The organism is Corallococcus silvisoli (assembly GCF_009909145.1).
In the GTDB taxonomy this organism is placed as follows: Bacteria; Myxococcota; Myxococcia; order Myxococcales; family Myxococcaceae; genus Corallococcus; species Corallococcus silvisoli.
Window position 1 is genome coordinate 13212 of sequence record NZ_JAAAPJ010000012.1, and the last position, 16092, is coordinate 29303.

The 16092-nt window shown below is 71.7% G+C and carries 11 protein-coding genes; 5 read left to right on the top strand and 6 right to left on the bottom strand.

Annotation, left to right across the window (positions count from 1 at the left end; translation table 11 throughout):
• Window positions 1-143 precede the first annotated feature (143 nt).
• A complete protein-coding gene (locus GTY96_RS23500) occupies window positions 144-1757 on the top strand; it encodes a glycosyl hydrolase family 18 protein (RefSeq protein WP_161665880.1) in 1614 nt (537 codons plus the stop codon).
• A 31-nt stretch (window positions 1758-1788) separates the two neighbouring features.
• Window positions 1789-2613 carry a GNAT family N-acetyltransferase gene (locus GTY96_RS23505; protein WP_161665881.1) on the top strand — a complete coding sequence of 275 codons (825 nt, stop codon included), beginning with the start codon at window positions 1789-1791 and terminating at the stop codon, window positions 2611-2613.
• 61 nt (window positions 2614-2674) lie between these two features.
• Here GTY96_RS23505 and GTY96_RS23510 read toward each other — a convergent pair whose 3' ends face one another.
• Window positions 2675-3682: an oxidoreductase gene (locus tag GTY96_RS23510; protein WP_328700993.1), complete on the bottom strand. Its 1008-nt coding sequence runs from the start codon at window positions 3680-3682 to the stop codon at window positions 2675-2677.
• Between the two features lie 143 nt (window positions 3683-3825).
• On the opposite strand from GTY96_RS23510, the gene GTY96_RS23515 reads away from it, so the two are divergent.
• Window positions 3826-4872: an isopenicillin N synthase family dioxygenase gene (locus GTY96_RS23515; RefSeq protein ID WP_161665883.1), complete on the top strand. Its 1047-nt coding sequence runs from the start codon at window positions 3826-3828 to the stop codon at window positions 4870-4872.
• Here the strand turns inward: GTY96_RS23515 and GTY96_RS23520 are convergent.
• The 5 genes from GTY96_RS23520 to GTY96_RS23540 form a co-directional block, all read right to left on the bottom strand.
• Window positions 4850-6007: a methyltransferase domain-containing protein gene (locus GTY96_RS23520; protein WP_328700977.1), complete on the bottom strand. Its 1158-nt coding sequence runs from the start codon at window positions 6005-6007 to the stop codon at window positions 4850-4852. The two genes, GTY96_RS23515 and GTY96_RS23520, sit on opposite strands and share 23 nt — an antisense overlap.
• A 203-nt stretch (window positions 6008-6210) precedes the next feature.
• Window positions 6211-7590, bottom strand: coding sequence for a ferritin family protein (locus GTY96_RS23525; protein ID WP_161665884.1), 1380 nt, complete (start codon window positions 7588-7590; stop codon window positions 6211-6213).
• Between the two features lie 111 nt (window positions 7591-7701).
• A complete protein-coding gene (locus tag GTY96_RS23530) occupies window positions 7702-8331 on the bottom strand; it encodes an RNA polymerase sigma factor (protein WP_143904984.1) in 630 nt (209 codons plus the stop codon).
• 84 nt (window positions 8332-8415) lie between these two features.
• Complete coding sequence (locus GTY96_RS23535; protein ID WP_143904985.1) at window positions 8416-8892, bottom strand: redoxin domain-containing protein; 477 nt, start codon at window positions 8890-8892, stop codon at window positions 8416-8418.
• Window positions 8889-9440, bottom strand: a complete 552-nt coding sequence (locus GTY96_RS23540) for a carboxymuconolactone decarboxylase family protein (RefSeq protein ID WP_143904986.1) — start codon at window positions 9438-9440, stop codon at window positions 8889-8891. The genes GTY96_RS23535 and GTY96_RS23540 overlap by 4 nt, the downstream gene beginning before the upstream one ends.
• A gap of 274 nt (window positions 9441-9714) precedes the next feature.
• Between GTY96_RS23540 and GTY96_RS23545 the strand changes: the two genes are divergently transcribed.
• Both GTY96_RS23545 and GTY96_RS23550 read left to right on the top strand, forming a co-directional pair.
• Window positions 9715-10284 carry a carboxymuconolactone decarboxylase family protein gene (locus GTY96_RS23545; protein WP_161665885.1) on the top strand — a complete coding sequence of 190 codons (570 nt, stop codon included), beginning with the start codon at window positions 9715-9717 and terminating at the stop codon, window positions 10282-10284.
• Window positions 10285-10589: 305 nt separating this feature from the next.
• A complete protein-coding gene (locus GTY96_RS23550; RefSeq protein ID WP_161665886.1) occupies window positions 10590-16091 on the top strand; it encodes a type I polyketide synthase in 5502 nt (1833 codons plus the stop codon).
• The last annotated feature ends 1 nt before the right edge of the window (window position 16092 follow it).

Genomic DNA, 16092 nt, shown 5'->3' on the forward strand with positions numbered 1-16092 from the left:
GGCGTGGCGCCCGCGCCCTGGGGGTTGCATTTCTCGTTTGTGTTTTTGTGTCGCGGTTCTTTCTTGGGTCGGTGTGAGGAAATACGAAAATGATGGATTCGAAGCGTGGATGGGATGGGGTGGGGCGGGGTGGTTTTTCGCGGATGGGCAATCCCAGTCGGGATTCGCAGGGGCTCCTGGAGCCCTTCGTTCCGGACGCCCTGACGCAGGACGATGTGTCGACGCGGCTGGGGTATCAGCGCGTGGGGTACCGGGGCGATGGGTTGGGAGGGAACCTTTCCTATACATCCGTGCGCGTGGGGCGGCCTGTCTATAATTCGTATTCCCGGACGGAGCGGCGGCCGCAGTTGTCCGCGTGTGTTTCGGACCTGGGCATGGAGGACGGCCGGCCGGTGGGCCTGCGTGAGCCGCGCTTCTTCGGGCGGGGGTTCGATGTCTCGCGCCTGCCGCCCACGGCGTATGACCGGCTCGTGTTCGGGGCGCTGGGCATCGTGGGGGACGCGGGGCCCCGCGCTTCGCAGATCCGCAAGCACGCCCGGGGCTCTCAGCTGGACCGCCGTGGACGCATCACCATCGTGGACTACCTCCAGGACGTGGCGTCGTTCCCGTTCCAGGGAATGGCCATGGCGAAGGTGGGGGCCAGCCTCTCCAACTACCACGCGCTGTACTTCTCCCAGGACCGGGCCCTGGGCATCCTGGGGGGCTTGAGGAACCTTCAGCTGCAGGCCGCGGCGCGAGGACATCCGTTGGAGCTGGCCTTCTCCGTGGGGGGATGGCTGATGTCCGGCCACTTCTCCGGGATGGCGGCCAGCGCCCGGGAGCGCGCGGAGTTCATCTCCAGCGTCCTGGAGATGTTCTCCCTCTTCCCGATGTTCTCCTCGGTGGACCTGGACTGGGATTGCCTGGGGGGCGGGCGGCTGGAGAGCGACGAGTCGTCCAAGGACGACGGCGCGAACTATGTCCGGCTGGTGGGGGAGTTGCGGGCGGCGCTGGACTCGGCGCGGAGCCTGGGCCGCAAGGAGATCTCCATCGCGGCGAGCTGCGACCTCGCGAAGCTGCGGATGGCGAACGTGCCGGCGCTTCGGGAGGTGGGGCTGGACCGGGTGTATCTGAAGGGCTTCGACTTCTTCAGCACCGGGACGTCGCGCGCCATCGCGCACCACGCGAACCTCAAGCGCTACCCGGGCTCCATGCACTCCATCGAGCTGGCCGTGGACTTCCTCGTGTCGCGCAAGGTGGAGCCGGCCTGTCTTCACCTGGGGTACGCCGCGCAAGGACAGGCCGCCGCGGGGGCCAGCCGGGATTCGCTCCAGTACAACGCGGAAGGCGCCGCGCTGGGCACCTTCGAGGCGGGCGTGGTGGAGCTGTACGATCTGCTGCGCAACCAGGTGGACTTCTCCGCCCGGCCCCCCGTGGGCCGCAATGGCTTCGAGCTGTGCACGGACAGCTGGGCGGACGCGGACTACCTCTACAGCGAGGAGGCGCGGCAGCTCATCACCCTGGACACGCCGCGCACGGTGAAGGCGAAGGCGGAGTTCGTCGCCGCGAACGGGCTGGGGGGCATGTTCTGCGGGGGCGCGCACCAGGACACCGGGCTGCTCCACAACGCCGCGCGCGAGGGGTTGGGCGCCCAGGCGCTGCACACCGTGTTCGACATGGCCCCCACGTATGTCCCCGGTCAGGTGCGCCCGCTGGGGCCTGTCGTCCGGGATGCGCGTCCGCACGGGGAGGTGGCGGGCGGCGTCTCCGCGCCCTGACAGGTGAATCCGCCCGGGGTAAAGGGGCGGGATGAACGATGTGAACCTGGTGGAGATCGCAAGGCGGTTCGAGCGAAAGCAGGCGACCGGCGCGGTGGCGTTGGCGACGGAGTCCGCGCCGCTGGCCGACGGCTGGATGGCGTTTGGCGGCGTGGGCGCCTACGTGAACAAGTCGTGCGGCTATGGCTACGACCGGGAGGTGACGGGGGCGGAGCTGGACGCGCTGGTGGACTTCTTCTCCTCGCGCGGGGTGGAGCCGAAGGCGGAGCTGAGCCCCTTCACGCCGCCGGCCCTGCTCCGGGGGCTGGCGGACCGAGGCTTCGTGCTGCGCGAGTTCGAGACGGTGCTGTACCGGCCGCTTCGCGCGGGGGCCGGCCGGGCCTCCCAGGGGCAGGGGGCGCCAGCGGGGTTGCGCATCGAGCGGGTGGACCCGTCCGACGAGGTGGCCGTGCGCCGGTTCGTGGAGGTCGCCAACAGTGGCTTCGTCCCCGAAGGCGAGGCGATGCCAGAGGTGTTCTTCGAGCTGGGCCTGAAGGGGGCACGCGCCCCCAACACGGACTCGTTCGTGGCGTGGCTGGAGGGCGTCGCCGTGGGGGCTGGAGGCTGCGAGTCGAGCGAAGGGCTCACGTCCCTGTTCGGCACGTCGGTGCTGCCCGCGTACCGGCGGCGCGGCATCCAGCAGGCGTTGATCTCCGCTCGGCTGGAGCGGGGCCTGGAGCGGGGCAGCGACCTGGCGGCCATCATGTCCGCGCCCGGCATCCCGACCGAGCGCAACGCCATGCGGATGGGGTTCCAGATGGCGTACTCCCGCGCCGTGCTGGTGAAGCCCGGCGCGGGGCTGGTGCCGTCGCCTTGAGCGAGGCGGGGTCGCCGTCCCGCGCCGCCCATGTTCCGGGCGCTGGGCCGGGCGCACCGACTCACGCGAGGGCGATGCGGCGGCCCTCCGCGTCGCTTTGGAGGGCCGCCTGGATGACTCGCACGGTCTGGCTCGCGCTCACGGCTGTCACGGGGACGGGCTCGCCGTGGAGGATGGCCGAGGCGAGCTGGCGATAGAACTGGCCGTAGTCGCCGGGCACGGTGGCGACGGTCTCTCCCGATGCCAGCAGCCGGCCATGGCGCGCGGCGGGCTCGCGACCGAAGTCCGGGTGGCCGGGGCGCAGGCCCGCTTCCAGCTGCCCCTCCTGTGGGTCCAGCTCGTGCTTCACGTACGCATCCCGGTCGCCCTGCAAGATGAAGCGGGGCCACGGTGCGTGCACCACCGAGCCGGAGTGCAGCAGCACGCGCAGCGCGCCGTAGCGAAGCACCAGGTGGAACCAGTCCGTGCCCTGCGCGCCGGGACGCTGTCTCCCCAGGTCCGCGGCCACCGACTCCGGCATGCCCAGGAGCTGCACGGCCTGATCCACCAGGTGGGCCCCCAGGTCCCACAGCGTGCCGCCGCCGGGCACATCCTGTTCCTTCCAGCGCGCCTTCACCTGCGGGCGGAGCCGGTCGAAGTGGCTCTCCAGGCTGTAGAGCGTCCCCAGCCGTCCCTGGGCCAGGAGCTGTCGCACGGTGAGGAAGTCGCCGTCCCAGCGCCGGTTGTGGAAGACGGTGAGACACAGCCCACGCTCCCTCGCGAGCGCGTCCAGCCGCAGCGCCTGGTCCGCGTCGAGCGCGAAGGGCTTCTCCACCACCACGTGCTTGCCCGCGCGCAGGGCCTGTTCGGCGAGCGACGCGTGCATGTCATTGGGCGTGCACACGACGAGCACGTGCAGGTCCGGATCCGACAGGAGTGATTCCACCGTGCCCGTGCGGACGCCCGGCCAGTCGCGCGCCACGACCTCCGCGCGGCGCGAGGCCACGGCGGCCAGCTTGAACGCGGGCTCCGCGGCGATGAGCGGCCCGTGGAAGCGCGAGCCCGACAGGCCATAGCCGAGGAGACCCACACGCAACGGGGAGCCGGGGACGGGAGCGGATGTCATGGGCTCGGAGGCTAGCGGGAATCCGCCCTGGAGCGGATGGACACGAGGGCCTGTTGCTGGCGGCTTCCCAACACCCGCATCGGCCGTGGCGCGTTAGAGTCCGCCCCATGGACACCGTGCCCCTCATCGACGTCCGCGCCCTGGTCGACCCCACCTCGAGCCTCCAGGCCCGCCGAGAGGTCGCCGCGCGCATGGGCGCGGCGTGTCGGCACACCGGGTTCTTCTATGTCGTGGGGCACGGGGTGGACGTGGGGCTCCAGGCCCGGCTGGAGGCGCTGGCGCGGGACTTCTTCGCGTCCCCGGAGGAGGAGAAGCAGCGGGTGCGCATGTCGCTGGGCGGCCGGGCGTGGCGGGGCTTCTTCCCCGTGGGCGGGGAGCTCACGTCCGGCCGGCCGGACCGCAAGGAGGGGCTGTATTTCGGCACGGAGCTGCCGCCGGAGGATCCGCGCGTGCGCGCCGGCACGCCGCTGCACGGACCCAACCTGTTCCCCGCGCGACCCGAGGCGCTGCGTGGCGCGGTGCTGGACTACATGGCGGCGCTGACGTCGGTGGGGCACTCGCTGATGTCCGGCCTCGCGCTCAGCCTGGAGCTGGAGGCGGACCACTTCTCCCAGCGGTACATGGCGGACCCCACGGTGCTGTTCCGCATCTTCAACTACCCACCGGGCCCGGAGGTGGACGCCGAGGGGCTGCCGGTGTGGGGCGTGGGTGAACACACCGACTACGGCGTGCTCACCATCCTCAAGCAGGACGACGCGGGCGGGCTCCAGGTGAAGACGCGGCAGGATGGGCACACGCGCTGGGTGGACGCGCCGCCAGTGGAGGACGCGTTCGTGTGCAACATCGGTGACATGCTCGACCGGATGACTCGGGGCGTGTACCGCTCCACGCCGCACCGGGTGCTCAACCGCGCGGGCCGCGACCGGCTGTCGCTGCCGCTCTTCTTTGATCCGGACTGGACGGCGGAGATTCATGCCATCGACTCGCCGGTCTTGAGGGACGCGGGCGAGGACGACCACGCGGAGCGCTGGGACCGTCAGAGCGTCCACGCCTTCCGGGGCACGTACGGGGACTACCTGCTCGGCAAGGTGGGCAAGGTGTTCCCCGAGCTGCGCTCGGAGGTGCTGTCCCTCAGCGCGGACGCCGCGCCCTGAGGACCAGCTCCGGGCTGTCCAGCGTGAGGGGCTGGCCGTCCAGCCCGCCCCAGCAGCCCTCCACCCGCAGCCCGGCTTGCTCCAGCATGGCGCCCAGCTCGTGCGCGCAGAAGAGGCGGTAGTGGAAGCGCTGTTCGTATGTCTTGCCCGTCTTCAAATGCCGGCCGCTGTAGCGGCGGTGGTTGCGGCTGGTGAGCGGGTCGAAGCGGTTCTCCTCCCACCAGAGCAGGGTGTCGTCCTCTCCCCACTGGCGCGGGGGCTGGCGGATGGCGTGGTCGCGGTTGTCGGTTTGGATGAGGAGCTGGCCGTCGGGGGCCAGCGCGGCGAACGCGGAGCGCAGCGCCTCCAGGTGGGCCGCGTCGTCCTCCAGGAAGCCGAAGGAGGAGGAGAGCAGGATGACGGCGTCGTGGCCTCCCGTGGGGATGGCGCGCATGTCCGCCTCCACCCAGGTGAGCTGCGTTCCGTCGCGGAGCGCGCGCTCGCGGGCCATGCCCAGGCGTTCGGCGGACAGGTCCAGGCCGGTGACGCGGAAGCCTCGCCGGGCCAGCTCGTGCGCGTGGCGGCCATGTCCGCAGCACAGGTCCAGGATGTCCGCGCCGGGCTTCAGTTCCAGGAGGCGCAGGACCTGCTCCACCTCCCGCTCCGCGGTGGCATCGAGCGAGCGGTACCAGACCGCGTCGGTGATGGAGAAGGCGTCGCGGTACCACGGCGGGGTCGCGGACAGCACCAGCAGCTGTTGCTGGAGGTGCGGCAGGAACTCCGAGGCCAGGGGATCGCGCTGCGCGTCGGTGAGGTGGCGGGCGCCGCGCACCTGCCCCACGCACGTGGTCGCGCCACAGTGGCAGGCGAAGGGCTCCGCCAGGGACCACTCGGTGGTCAGGTAGTTGATCGTGACCTCCTGACCCGCGGCGATCCCCGTCCGTGCCACGAGCTGGAGTTGGGCCGTCCCAGGAGCGGACTCCAGCCGGGCAGTGGGCTCGCACGCGTGGTTGAGGTCGCGCCAGGGGGAGTCCGGCGGCGCCTCCAGGTGGCGGTTGCGGCCCACCTGGAGCGTGTGACGTCCAGGCTCCGGGACCTGGAGGCCTTCCATGGCTTCGATGAGCACCTCTCCCGCCGCGATCGCCCGTGTCGCCACCAGGCGGTTGCCAAACGGGCCCGCGGACCGGGCGAGCAGCGGAGACCTGGGCGGGCGCGGTGTCGAGCTCATGGCCGGAGGGGGCTGGGCCGGAGTGATGGCCCGAGCGCGTCAGTCAAGGTGACCTTGGACAGCATCCAATGCGAACCCATGAATGACTCCGAGGCAGAGGGGCAAGACTCCCTTTCGGCCCCAGAAGCCTATCAGCAGGCCCAGAGTTCCTGCTCAAGTACGTCCAGCAGGGTCTCCGCGACCTCGGGGGATGGCAGTCCGGCGTCGGCGGTGAGCCGCGGGTCGAGCGGCACGGCCACCTCCGCGCGCAGCGCTTCGACGGCGCGGCGCCGCGCCTCCCTCAGGATGGAGTGCTCCTCCAATGACAGTTTCGAGCGAGCCCACGCGTCGATGTCCCAGGACAGGCCGGCGTGGCGCGTTTCGTCCTGGGCGATGCGGAGCATCGCCTCGCGGATCTCCGGGTCGCGCGCATGCAGGGCCTGATGGTGGGCCAGCAGCGCGCCGTAGGTCTCCCGCACACAACCCTCCACGGCGTTGTCGAGCAGCACCTCCCTCAGGGGACGCAAGGGAAGGGCGGCCACCGCGGGCGGAGGCGGGATGGCGCCGTAACGGAGGGCGAGCCGCGCGGTGACGGCGGTGTGGCGCACCTCGTCCTCCGCGCTCAAGAGCGCCGCGTCCTGCAACGCCGTGTCCGCGCCATGCAGGGCCAGCTCCTCACGCAGGCGCAGGAAGGCGTGGATGGACGCGGCCTCCAGCCGCGCTGCGTCCGCGAAGTAGCGGCCCCGCGCATCCTCGCAGTCACCGGCGCGCGCCTCCTGGAGTCCCACGGGCCGCCGGCCGATGGTGCAGAGGGGGTCGCCCTTCTCGAGGACGGTGCGTTGCTTCTCCGTGAGCTCGCCAGCACGGGTGATGGCCAGCACGTGCTGCGTCAGGGCCGTGCCTTCGCCACAGGGGTAGCCCTGCGTGCCGATGACGCTGAAGGTCCCATCCGGTAGGAGCCGCACCTTGCCGTGCCGGTCCCCGGTCCACTCGCACAGGGAATAGCCCGCCGCGAAGGCCAGCAGCGCCGCGTCCTGGGGCGTGTCGATGCGGCCCAGCAGTTCCTTGACCGCCGCCGCGCTCGTGAAGGCCGCCGCCTCGTCACCCCGGGTCATCGTCAGGAAATCAGAACCACAGTCCACGTAGATGCCACAGGTGCGCGGAAAGCCCTCTTGAACCTCCAGCGTGTCGAGCCGGGACTCACACGCCCGCGGGTCGGAGGCCGTCGCGCAGACCGCTCCCTCCGTCGTCCGGACATGGACCGTGGGGGGCTTGCGCTGAAGGTAGATGGCGCGGAGCTGGACCGAATCCGCAGGAGGCTCAATCGACAGGTCGCTGATGGCGGGCGCGCCATTCACGCACTCGACGTCGGAGTACTGGCCCAGGTCGGTAGGCACGGCGGGCGCGGTGGGCTCGGCGGGCGCGACAGGCTCCGCGAAGTCGTTCCCTTGGCATCCCACGACGAGCAGCGGGGCCGCCAGCGTGGTCCTCAGGGCGCGTGAGAAGAGACGAAGCAGCCGGGCTGCTCGCATGAAGGCCTCACAGGATGGCGCGGGACGGGCCCCGCCCTCCATGGACACGCGAACCGGCGGGCGTGGGACATCTCACGCGCCGCTTTCTGTCCGAGGCTCAGGCGGGCGGGCTCACACCCGGTCCAGCGCGGAGCCCTGCGGCGACGCCGGGGCGGTCTCCGTCGCGGCCTGGTGGGGGGCGTCCTGATCCTTCATGGCCAGCACCAGACACTCCCGCAGGCGCTGGCGCGCGCGGAACAACAGGATGCGGACGTTCTCCGGCGACAGTCCCAGCAGCGTGGAGACCTCCTCGCCGGGACACTCGTCCAGCAGCCGGAGCCGGATCACCGCCTGTTGCATCTGCGAGAGCTGTTCGACACAGCGCACCAGGCTCACCCGCGCCTCCGCCTCCGCCACCAGCGTGTCCGCGGAGGGCAGGTCGGAGGCCACTTCGGAGAGCTCGATCTCCGCGGGCAGGGACCGCCGGGCCAGCTTGCGCCGCTGGTTCAGCGCGGCGTGGGCGACCAGCGTCGAGAGCAGGCGCTCCACCTCGTTCGAGCGGGCCGACAACGTCGTCGCCTCCGGCATCCGCAGGAACGTCACGAACGCATCCTGGACACAGTCGAGCGCGTCCTCGGGGGGCAACCCCCGCCGCCTCGCGCTCGTCACGAGGCGCGCACGGTGCTGGTGGACGAGCAGGGTGATCCAGGAGAGGAACTCGGCTCGCTCCGTGGCGGGGTCTCGGACTCGGTCATCAGGCATGGCTCCGCCATCCTAATCCCCTTCGGCTTTTCGCGCCGAAGGGGGAAGGCCAGGAACTCCTGGATGACGCAGGGCGACGCACGCCTACCCGGCGCGGTGCCCGCCTTGCGCGAGCGCGTTCATCAACTCCTTCTCATTGAAGCCCAGCGGCGGCAGGGCGGACTGCCTTCCGTAGACGACCTGCCGGGAGGCGCCCAGGAGCACCGTGCCGCTGGGCTGGAGCTTGCCCCAGAGCATCGGTTCCAGGCCCGCGTCCGCGTGCGACCCCGAACCGCTCGTGAGCACCGGCACGGGCAGGCCCAGCCACGCCGCCAGCTCCCGCGCCTCCTCCGGGCCGTCCGGGACGACGGAGATCACGCGCGCTCCGTTCGTCGCGATGTCGCCCTGGCGCTTCGCCAGCGTCTTCAGGTGGTTGCGGCAGACGGGGCACGCGGCGTTGCGGAGGAAGAACACCACCGCCGCCTCGCCGCCCATGGCCTCGCCCAACCGCGTGGGCTTGCCCTCGCTGTCTTGGAGCTCCAGGTCCGGAAACCGGGCTCCGGGCTCGAAGGTCGCGGTCACGCGTGGATTCCGTCGATCACCGCCGCGGGCACCAGGTCCACGGGCGGAATGTCGATCTCCGTCTGCGCCAGATGGTTGAGGTAGTTGCCGAAGGTGATGGCGACGACCTGCGCCAGCATCTCCACCACGTCACCGTCGTTCCAGCCCGCGGCGCGGACCGTCGCCAGCTCCGCGTCCGTCACGGCGCCACGGCGCGCGGCGATCTGCCGGGCGAACTGGAGCGCGGCCTCCACCTTGGCGTCGGGCGCGCGGCCCGAGCGCGCCTGATCCAGCTCCTGATCGGAGAGCCCCGTCCGGCGGCCCAGCTGCGTGTGGTGCGAGACGCAGTAGCGGCAGCCCTGCGCGTTGCCCACCGCGATGGCCAGCTGCTCCCGGACGCGCGGCGACAGCTGCCCCTGGCCCAGCGTCCCGTGCAGGGCGAAGAAGGCATTCATCGCCGCGGGCGAATTGGCAAGCACCCGGACCGGCGGAGGGAGGTTGGCGCCCAGCTTTTCCTTGATGGGTTTGAGCGTGGCGTGAGAAGCGTCGACAAGGTTGAGACGGGACATGAAAACTCCATGGGACCGCATGATTGCGGTTTGCCAGTCATTAAGGTCGCGAACCCCCCCGCGCGTTACGCCTCGATCGTCGAATCTTCGCGGTCGAATCGCAAGTGGCTGGAATCGCAGGGGAATTCCAGGATGAAAAGTGCCCGGAAATTCATATCAAATTCATTTCGGGCGCCGCTTGAAAGAAATGGAAGGAATGCGAATCGTTGTTGAAAGGTCAATGCTTAGGTGGCATTGTTGATTTAAAGCAATAACGCAATGGGGAGCGTGAGTCTTGGGGCGACTGAGGATTCATACGATTGAAAGCGCTCCGGAGCAGTCCCGTCCGGTGCTGGCCGCTGTCGAGAAGTCCGCGGGCTTCCGTTCGAACCTGCTGGGGTTGATGGCGGAGTCGCCCAGCGCGACGCAAGGCTTCGCGCAGCTGGGGCCCATCCTGGCGCAGTCCTCCCTGAGCGCGCACGAGCGCGAGGTGGTCATCATGACCATCGGCTGGGAGAATGACTGTTCGTACTGTATGGCCTTCCATAGTTTTCTATGTCGCAAGCTCCAGGTACCGGATGCGATCGTCGCCGCGCTCCGGACGGGAGCGGCGCTTCCCGACCCCCGGCTGGAGGTGCTCGCGGAGTTCACCCGCACGGTGGTTCGCGAGAAGGGCTTCGTGGATGACGCGCTCTGGAGCCGGTTCACGGCGCAGGGCTTCACGCCCGCCAACGCGCTGGACGTCCTCCTGGCGCTGTCCCAGCAGGTGCTGGTGAACTACGCGAATCACCTCGGTGGCGTGGAGCTGGAGCCCGCCCTGAAGGAATTCGCGTGGACCCGCCCCGCGGGGGGCGTCACGCGTTAGGCATTCCGGCGCCCGGTGGCCCCGGGCGCGCAGGGGGGCCCGGCAGCGGACCGCCCGGCCTTCCAGGCGGAGCTTCCGCCCGTCGCGAGTCCATCACCGGCTCCATTTCAGACATTTGACAATGTCTCACGCCCCGGCCCTGCCGCGCGGGTGCGTGCGGCCGCGGCCGGCGGCGAGGTCTTGTTTTGTCTTGAGCATGAAACAGCGCGACCGCGGTCCCGGACACGCTGACGTGGAACCCACGCCCTTGGGGAAGGGCTGACAGGGGGAACTGCCTTGGGGATGGCGAGATGATGTCTGCTCCAGTGACGGAAGCGTCCGTGCTGTCGGCACTCCGGGCCCACCTGTTGGAGGCATTGGCCCTGCGCAATGGCGTGGCTCCGGCGCAGATCGACGCGCGCCGGCCCTTCACCCACTACGGGCTCGACTCGCTGGGCGCGGTGGCGCTCGGGCGGAGCCTGTCGGCGCTGGCGGGGCGGGAGGTGTCTCCGACGGTCTTCTGGCGCCACCCCAGCGTGGAGGCGCTGCTGCGGCACCTGTCCTCCGAGGGCGCGGACGACGCGGCACCGGTGGAGGCCGCGTCGTCGGTGGCCCACGGCGAGCCTATCGCGGTCGTGGGCATGGCCTGCCGCCTCCCCGGCGCTCCGGACATCGCCTCTTTCTGGGAGCTGCTTCGGGAGGGGCGTGACGCGGTGACGGAGGTGCCGCCTGGACGTTGGAGCGATGGGCGGCTCCAGCAGGCGGACCGGGGCGGCGGGGCGCAGCGGGTGCCGCGCCGGGCCGGCTTCCTCGCGGACATCGCCGGGTTCGATCCGCTGTTCTTCGGCATCTCTCCTCGCGAGGCGACGGAGATGGATCCGCAGCAGCGCTTGTTCCTGGAGCTGGCGTGGGAGGCGCTGGAGGACGCGGGCATCGTTCCTGGCGCCCTGCGCTCGACGGCCACGGGGGTGTTCGTCGGGGCCATCTGGAGGGACTACGCGGAGCTGGGGGGGGCGGAGCCGGAGCGCATCACGCCGCACACGGCCACCGGGCAGGCGCTCAACATGATCGCCAACCGCCTGTCCTATGTGCTGGGCCTCCAGGGCCCCAGCCTCGTGCTGGACACGGCCTGCTCGTCGTCGCTGGTGGCGGTCCACCTGGCCTGCCAGAGCCTCTGGGCGGGGGAGAGCACCACCGCCATCGTCGGCGGCGTCAGCGTGATGGCCTCGCCGCACACGATGGTGGCGCTGACGCGCTTCGGCGGCCTGTCCGCGGATGGCCGGTGCAAGGCCTTCGATGCGAGCGCGGACGGGTTCGGGCGGGGAGAGGGGGGCGGCGTGGTGATCCTCAAGCCGCTCTCCGCCGCGCTCGCCGCGGGTGACTCCATCCGCTGCGTCATCCGGGCGACCCACAGCAACAACGATGGGCCGAGCAACGGCCTCACGGCGCCCAACCCGGAGGCCCAGGAGAAGCTGCTCCGTCAGGTGTATGCGCGCTCGAGGGTGGAGCTGGGCGCGGTCGGCTACGTCGAGACGCACGGCACGGGCACCGCGCTGGGGGATCCCATCGAGGCGGGGGCCCTGGGCGCCGTGTTCGCGAAGGCGCGCGCCGACGGACGCCCCCTGCTCATCGGCTCGGTGAAGACGAACATCGGCCACCTGGAGGGGGCCGCGGGCATCGCGGGCTTCCTCAAGGCGTGCCTGTGCGTCGAGCGGCGCACCGTCGTGCCGAGCCTCCACTTCGAGCGCCCCAATCCGCTCATCCCCTTCGACGCGCTCCGCCTGGAGGTCGCGCGCGCGGCCCAGCCGTGGCCGCTGCCGGACGGGCCCGCGGTGGCGGGCGTCAGCGCCTTTGGCTGGGGCGGCACCAACGCCCACGTCGTGCTCCAGGAGGCACCGTCGCCCCGGCTCGCCTGGCTGGGACTGGCGGCCGACGACGCGGAGGGCCTTCGGGCGCGGGCCCGGCTCGCGCTCGAGGCCGTGCGGAGCGGGGCCCCGTTGGACAGGCTCTGTCAGACGCTGACGGCGGAGGGCTCGGGGCGGGAGCGGATCACGCTCTGCGTCCGCTCCACCGTGGAGCTGGAGGGGCGCCTGCGCGCGTTCCTGGAGGGCGCGGAGCCCGCGCCGGTGACGCGCGGGACCGCGTTGGACCGGCCCGCGAAGGTGGCGTTCGTCTGCTCTCCCCAGGGGGGACAGTGGGTCGGCATGGGGCGGCGGATGTTGCTCACCGAGCCCGCCTTCCGCGCCGCCTTCGAGCGCGCGGACGCGGCCCTGGCGGTCCACTCCGGCGAATCGCTCCGGGAGGAGCTGTTCAAGGCGGAGGGCTCCGCCCGCTACGACGACGTGGACGTGGTCCAGCCGCTCCTCTTCGCGTTCCAGGTCGCCCTGGCGGAGCAGTGGCGCGCCTGGGGCATCACGCCGGACGTGGTCGTGGGGCACAGCCTGGGAGAGATCGCGGCCGCGCACATCGCGGGGATCCTCGACCTCGACGAGGCGGCGCTCGTCATCCACCACTACAGCCGGCTCCAGAAGCTGCTGGCGGATCGCGGCGGCATGGCGGTCGTCAACCTGCCGCCCGCGGCGTTGGCCGGACTCCTGGAGGACTCGAACGGCGCGGTCGTCCTGGCGGGCCACAACGGTCCCCGGTCCACCGTGCTCTCGGGAGAGCCGGTCGCGCTCGATGCGCTCCTCGCCGAGCTGAAGCGCCGCAAGGAGCTCTGCGCGCGGATCCGAGTGAACGTCGCCGCGCACAGCCCGCAGATCGACGCGATCCTCCCGGAGCTCGAAGCGGTGCTCCAGGGCCTCCGGCCGAAGCCCGCGCGGCTGCCGATGATCTCCACCGCCTTCCAACGGCGTCTGGACGGACCGGAGGTGGATGGGCGCTACTTCGGTCAGAACCTGCGGACGCCCGTGTGGCTCGCCCCCGTGCTCGCGTCGCTCGTGGCCGAGGGCGTGGACGCGCTGGTGGAGCTCAGCCCCCACCCCGTGCTGGTGGGCGCGCTCCAGCAGGCCGCGGAGGGGCGCCGACCGCCTCCCGTGGTGCTTCCGTCCACCACGCGGGACGAGGACGAACGGCTGGCCTTCCACGAGGCGCGCGCCACGTTGTTCCGGCTGGGGTGCTCCGGGACGGGCGGTGGTGACTCGCGCGATGAGCTGGTGCCGCTCTCCGCTCACACGCCGCAGGCGCTTCGCGAGCTGGCGGGGCGGGTGGCCGCGTCCCTGCGCGCCCGGCCGCAGGTGAGCGTGGAGGATGTCGCCGCCACGGTCGCGACGCGCCGGACGCACCACGCGGAGCGGCTGGCGGTGGTCGCGCGCGATGGAGAGTCCCTGGCCCTGGCGCTGGAGGCGCATGCTCGCGGCGAGCCCCACGAGCGGCTGGTGACGCCAGCCCTCGCGAAGCAGCCGTCGGTCGTCTTCGTCTTCCCCGGGCAGGGTTCGCAGTGGCACGGGATGGCGCGGCAGCTGCTTCGCCAGGAGCCGGCCTTCCGCGCGGAGCTGGAGCGGTGCGATGGCGCCATCCGCGCGCTCACCGGGTGGTCCGTCCTGGAGGAGCTGGAGGCTTCCGCGGAGGCGTCCCGGATGGCCCTGGTGGACGTGGTGCAGCCGGTGCTCTTCGCCGTGGCGGCGGGTCTGGCCGCGCTCTGGCGCTCCTGGGGCGTGGAGCCGAAGGCGGTCATCGGCCACAGCATGGGCGAGGTCGCGGCGGCCTATGTCGCTGGCGCGCTCAGCCTCGCGCATGCCGCGCGGATCATCTGCGGCCGAAGCCAGCTGCTCCGCCGGGTGAGCGGGCAGGGCGCCATGCTCGCGGCGGAGCTGACGCTGGACGAGGCCCGGGACGCACTCGTGGGCCACGAACAGCGCGCCTCCGTGGCCGTGAGCAACAGCTCCCGGTCCACCGTGCTGTCCGGCCACCGTGAGTCCCTGGAGGTCATCTCCCAGGCGCTCCAGGCCCGGGGCGTCTTCTGGCGCTGGGTCAAGGTGGATGTCGCCTCCCACAGCCCGCAGATGGACGTCCTCAAGGCGGAGCTGCTGGAGGTGCTGGCCAGCGTCGCGCCGACGACGGCGGCGGTGCCCATCTACTCCACGGTGCTGGACGCCGAGACGGACGGCCGCGACTTCGAGCCCGCCTACTGGGTTCGCAACCTGCGGGATCCAGTCCTCTTCGCCTCCGCGGTCCGGCGAGCGCGCGCGGCGGGCCATGACGTCTTCATCGAGATGAGCCCGCATCCCATCCTGCTGCCCGCCGTGGAGCAGGAGCTGGCGGACGTGGGCGAGGCGGGCGAGGTGCTGCCCTCGCTCCGCCGCAACGAGTCCGAACGGGAGACGGCGCTCCGCTCCCTGGCGGCGCTCTACGCGAGGGGAGTGGACGTGTCCTGGGGCGCGGTCGCTCGCGCCGGCCGCCCTGGCGTCACCCTGCCCACCTATCCGTGGCAGCGCGAGCGGTTCTGGATCGAGCCCGCGCCCGTGGCCCGCGCGTCCGGGCCTGCTCGCCGCGGCAGTGAAGGGCTTCTGGGGGGGCACCTGCCGTCCGCCGTGGAGCCGAGCCTCCACCACTGGCAGGCGGAGTGGGGCCCGGAGGTGTCCGACTTCCTCTCGGACCACCGGGTGGGCGGCGACGCGGTGGTCCCCGGGGCTGTCTACCTGACCCTGGAGGTGCGGGCCGCGCGCCTGGCGATGGGGAGCGCGCCGGTGGCGCTGAAGGACATCACCTTCCCGCACCCGCTCGTGCTGGGAGCCGGACCTGCCCCACGCGTGCAGACCGTGCTCTCGGTCCGAGGTTCCCAGCGGGAGCTCCAGACCTTCTCCCAGGGGGAGGGCGGAGCCTGGGTCCCCCACGCGCGGGCCTGGCTGGACGCGGGCCAGGAGCAGGCCGGGCGTGAACGGGCGCTCGAAGCGCTCGCGGCCCGGGACGCACTGCGGGGCTCCGCGGCGATGCTCCTGGATCAGGTCCGGTACTACGAGCTGCTGGCGGGCTGTGGGCTGGAGTACCGGTCCGCGTTCCGCGGCGTGGAGTGCGTCTGGTCCCGCGATGCTCAGGCGCTGGGGCGCGTGGTCGCGCCCGCCGCGTCCGTGGATCCGGAGCTGGCCGCGGTGGCCTGCATCGACTCCGCGCTCCAGCTGGCCATCGCCACGCTGCCTCCCAGCCTCGTGTTCCGGGGGCGGCAGATCATCAGCGTCGGAGTGGACGCGTTCGCGCTCCACCGCGTTCCGGAAGGAACCTTCCACGCCCATGCGCGGCTGCGTCCGGGCGATGAAGGCCCGCTGTTCCGCGTGGACGTGGTGGCGTTCACCGACGCGGGCGAGCCGCTGTTCCACGTCGACGGCTTGAAGGTCCGCGTGCTCGACGTGGCGCGCTCCGCGCCCCGGAGCGAGGAGGCCCGCGCGTCGGCCGTCGTGCCCCGCACGCTGTTCGACGAGCTGGCCGCGCTGGAGCCGACGCGGCGGCGGCCTCGCGCGGAGGAGGAGCTGCGGCAGGTCGTCGCCACCGTGCTCAAGCTGGCCCCGGCTCGGGTCCCCATGGACCAGCCGCTGCGCACGCTGGGCATGGACTCCGTGATGTCGCTGGAGCTGCGCAATCGCATCGAAGCGCGCACGGGCATCCGGCTCTCCGCGACCGCGCTCTGGAACCACCCCACGGTGGAGGCCCTGACCGGCTTCGTCCTGAAGCAGGCCACCCCCGCCGCCGCGGCCGTGTCCCGGCCGCCTCCGGAGCGGGCCGCGCCGCCGCCTTCCGCGCCGCCCGTCGCGCAAGTCCCTTCCGACCTGGATCTCGAGCGGCTGCTGGAGGCCGAGCTCGCCCAGGTCCAACAGCTCATCGAGGAGTCCTGAC

Coding starts and splice junctions, on each gene's coding strand:
- GTY96_RS23500 (WP_161665880.1), top strand. CDS start 144: ATGGGCAATCCCAGTCGGGATTCGCAGGGGCTCCTGGAGCCCTTCGTT.
- GTY96_RS23505 (WP_161665881.1), top strand. CDS start 1,789: ATGAACGATGTGAACCTGGTGGAGATCGCAAGGCGGTTCGAGCGAAAG.
- GTY96_RS23515 (WP_161665883.1), top strand. CDS start 3,826: ATGGACACCGTGCCCCTCATCGACGTCCGCGCCCTGGTCGACCCCACC.
- GTY96_RS23525 (WP_161665884.1), bottom strand. CDS start 7,590: ATGCGAGCAGCCCGGCTGCTTCGTCTCTTCTCACGCGCCCTGAGGACC.
- GTY96_RS23530 (WP_143904984.1), bottom strand. CDS start 8,331: ATGCCTGATGACCGAGTCCGAGACCCCGCCACGGAGCGAGCCGAGTTC.
- GTY96_RS23540 (WP_143904986.1), bottom strand. CDS start 9,440: ATGTCCCGTCTCAACCTTGTCGACGCTTCTCACGCCACGCTCAAACCC.